The organism is uncultured Bifidobacterium sp. (assembly GCF_959020145.1).
Classification (GTDB): domain Bacteria; phylum Actinomycetota; class Actinomycetes; order Actinomycetales; family Bifidobacteriaceae; genus Bifidobacterium.
On record NZ_CAUEQY010000080.1, the window covers coordinates 1 to 3,006 of the forward strand.

Genomic DNA, 3,006 nt, shown 5'->3' on the forward strand with positions numbered 1-3,006 from the left:
GAAAATAAAACAGACTTGCGATTATGTAAATGCTGATTTTTTACACAATCAACATCAGTAATCGCAAGTCTGCTCTGTTATTAAATCCGCTGAGTTATTGCAGATTCAGCCGCGCAGCATGGGATGGCATTCGTCGTCCCACCATGCAAGCTGCGCGATATTGGCGCGGATATGCTCGCAGGATGCGTGGAATTTGGCCTGTTCGTTTTCGGTGAGTGTGGGATTGAGAACTTCTTCAACGCCGTTCGCACCGATGATGCACGGCAGGCTGGCGTAATTGCCGCTTTCGCCTTGTTCGCCGGTAAGCAGCGTGGAGCAGGCGGTCGCATAGTGTTCATCGCAGAGCACAGCCTGCGTAAGGCGTGCCGCAGTGGCTGCAATAGCGTATTCCGTGCACTCTTTGCCGGTGTACACGCGGTATCCACCTCGACGGGCGTCCTGCTCGGTTTCGTCCTTGTCGAGGGCGAATCGTTGCGAATCGTCTTGTGCGAGTTGATCAAGCGGCTTGCCTGCGATGTTCACGTTCGACCAATAGGCGAACTGCGAATTGCCATGCTCCCCCAGCATGTATGCGCCGATTGATTTCTGATCCACGTTGACGCGTTTCGCGATGGCGTTGCGCAGTCGTGCGGAATCCAACGCGGTTCCCGTTCCGATTATTTTGCGCGGATCATAGCCGGTGATGTGCCAGATTTCGGTTGCGACCACATCGCAAGGATTTGAGATGGTGATGATCACACCGTGGAAGCCTGCGTTGAACAGTCGGGAGATCCAGGTGCGTGCAATGTCGGTGGTGACGAACAGTTCGCCGTCACGATCTTTGGCGCTGGTTTTCACGTCGCCGGCAGCGTTGATTACCACGTCGCAGTCGGCTAGCTGCTCGTATTGCGTGCCGTAGTTGCCGATCACGCAGTTATGCGGATAGAAACCCAACGTGTCACTTAAATCCTGACATTCGCTGACTACTTTTTGCTCGTTGATGTCGCACAGCTTCAGTTCTTCGGCCAGTCCTGCGGAAAGCACGGCATTTGCGACATGCGCGCCCACGTGTCCGATGCCGATAATGCCGACTTTTCTCAATACAGTCACAATCGACCCCTCCCTCACTTATTCGATCTTTCTGCGTGGACTGTTTGCACGCAAACGTTTCAGTCGTCACGATTGTAGGCTTGCAAATCGCGGATGTTAAGCGTTCTGTACATCTTATGAACAAAAAGCTATACGAATCACCTATACGTCGTTATCAAACGTGCGTAAGCCGTGGCAAGTCATTGCAATCCGCGCAATGTGACGGCAGTGGCGTGATATCGCAAGTATTTCAACATCACAGGCAACGCAACAACATCGCCCTACGCAAGCTCATCGCAGCATGGCAGCGTGACGGCGAACGCAACAGCATCGCGAGCATCACAACACAACATGACGGTTCAGCTCCCGCCGCAATTGCCTCCATTGCGGCAAATATGCGCTCATACGCCGCTGAAAGTCCTCTCCGTGCCCGTTTTCCCACAGGTGCGTCATTTCGTGCACAAGCACGTATTCCAGGAATCTGGGATCCATAAGACCAAGTTGCAGGTTGAGTCGGATGCGGCCGGTTTTCGGCGTGCATGACCCCCATCGCGACGTCATGATGCGTAACGTGACATGCGTCGGCTTCCGCCCGATAATCGGCGACCATTTCGCAAGCAGCACCGGCAGTTGCGCATTGATGGCCCGTACGGCCCGTTCCTTCGCCGCGTCGTTCCACACGAAAACGCGCGGATTATTCAAGCTATTGGGATCGCCTGGATTGTTTCGATCGCCCACGCCGCCCGAATTTTCCAGGCCATTCAGATTATCCGGACCATGCGAACCATTCACACGGTCCAAACCATTGAAATCGCTTTGACGGATCTGTTCATCCTTGGCTTGCAGCATGGTGCGTCGCGCACGTTCGATCCATGGTTTGCGTTCCGTCACAAATCGTGCGATTGCCGCTTGCGACATGCGAGAAGGTGCGGAGATGACGATTTGCGCGTTCGGCGGTTTGATGCGCAGGTACATGTTTTTGATGGCTTTACGCACGATGGTCACCGTCATTCCAGCGATTTGCGTGGTTTCTTCGGATAGCGTGCGATTACGGTTGCGCACTCCCCTGCTGGCTCTCCCACTGCTGTTACGCTGGCTACGATGATTGTTCGGCATGTCTGCATTATGTCACGACACGCCGAAGAAACACCTTGTATTGACTTTCTCTGAAATTCGCGTATTATTTCAATTCGTTGTGCTTAACAGTGCAGCAGGAACGGGCCCGTAGCTCAGGTGGTTAGAGCGCATCCCTGATAAGGATGAGGTCGGAGGTTCAAGTCCTCCCGGGCCCACAGGAAAAATGAAGCGGCCGCGAGCCGCTCTTTTTTTCTCACGGGGCTATAGCGCAGCTGGTAGCGCATCTGCTTTGCAAGCAGAGGGTCGCCGGTTCGAACCCGGCTAGCTCCACGGGGCTATGGCGCAGCTGGTAGCGCATCTCCATGGCATGGAGAGGGTCAGGGGTTCGAATCCCCTTAGCTCCACAGACAGGGTTTCCGGTGATTTCCGGAAACCCTTTTTTCATACCCAAATCCGAAATCCAAACCAGCATCCCAATTCCTCCAGTCACTGGAGAAAACTAGACGCAGCCAAGCACCTCACAGTCCAAAAACCTCCACCGAGTGGAGGAATCCTCCCACCAACAAGCCTCCCAGCATCCCAAAACCTCCAGTCACTGGAGAAAACTAGACGCAGCCAAGCACCTCACAGTCCAGATCCCTCCAGTCACTGGAACATATGACCCGCTGAGGCACCTTCCAGAGTCCGTATTATTCCAGCGCATGGAAGAATCATCCCGCTGAAAGACCATTGCGAAAGGCCGTCTCAGGCGGGGCTTGCGTCACTGCTTGAGACGGCCTCGGATTATTGATTATTACGATCGCTTGCGATGACTACCGCACTGCGACTGCACCGGCAACAGTGTCGGAATCGTTCGGCACG

2 protein-coding genes and 3 tRNA genes are annotated in these 3,006 nt (G+C 54.2%); 3 read left to right on the plus strand and 2 right to left on the minus strand.

All coding sequences use genetic code 11. The annotated features are described in order from the left end of the window. Positions 1 to 105 precede the first annotated feature (105 nt). The gene (locus Q5H33_RS08330) at positions 106 to 1,089 is read right to left on the minus strand and encodes an L-lactate dehydrogenase (protein ID WP_302423997.1); all 984 of its coding nucleotides are present in this window, start codon (positions 1,087 to 1,089) and stop codon (positions 106 to 108) included. A 318-nt stretch (positions 1,090 to 1,407) separates the two neighbouring features. Then, positions 1,408 to 2,079, minus strand: coding sequence for a M48 family metallopeptidase (locus Q5H33_RS08335; RefSeq protein WP_055062885.1), 672 nt, complete (start codon positions 2,077 to 2,079; stop codon positions 1,408 to 1,410). Between the two features lie 207 nt (positions 2,080 to 2,286). On the opposite strand from Q5H33_RS08335, the gene Q5H33_RS08340 reads away from it, so the two are divergent. From Q5H33_RS08340 to Q5H33_RS08350, 3 genes are all read left to right on the plus strand, one after another. Further along, a tRNA-Ile gene (locus Q5H33_RS08340) sits at positions 2,287 to 2,360 on the plus strand. Positions 2,361 to 2,402: 42 nt separating this feature from the next. Further along, positions 2,403 to 2,475 (plus strand) — tRNA-Ala (locus Q5H33_RS08345). A 1-nt stretch (position 2,476) separates the two neighbouring features. Next, positions 2,477 to 2,549: transfer RNA gene (locus Q5H33_RS08350), tRNA-Ala, on the plus strand. Positions 2,550 to 3,006 lie beyond the last annotated feature (457 nt).

Coding starts and splice junctions, on each gene's coding strand:
- Q5H33_RS08335 (WP_055062885.1), bottom strand. CDS start 2,079: ATGACGGTGACCATCGTGCGTAAAGCCATCAAAAACATGTACCTGCGC.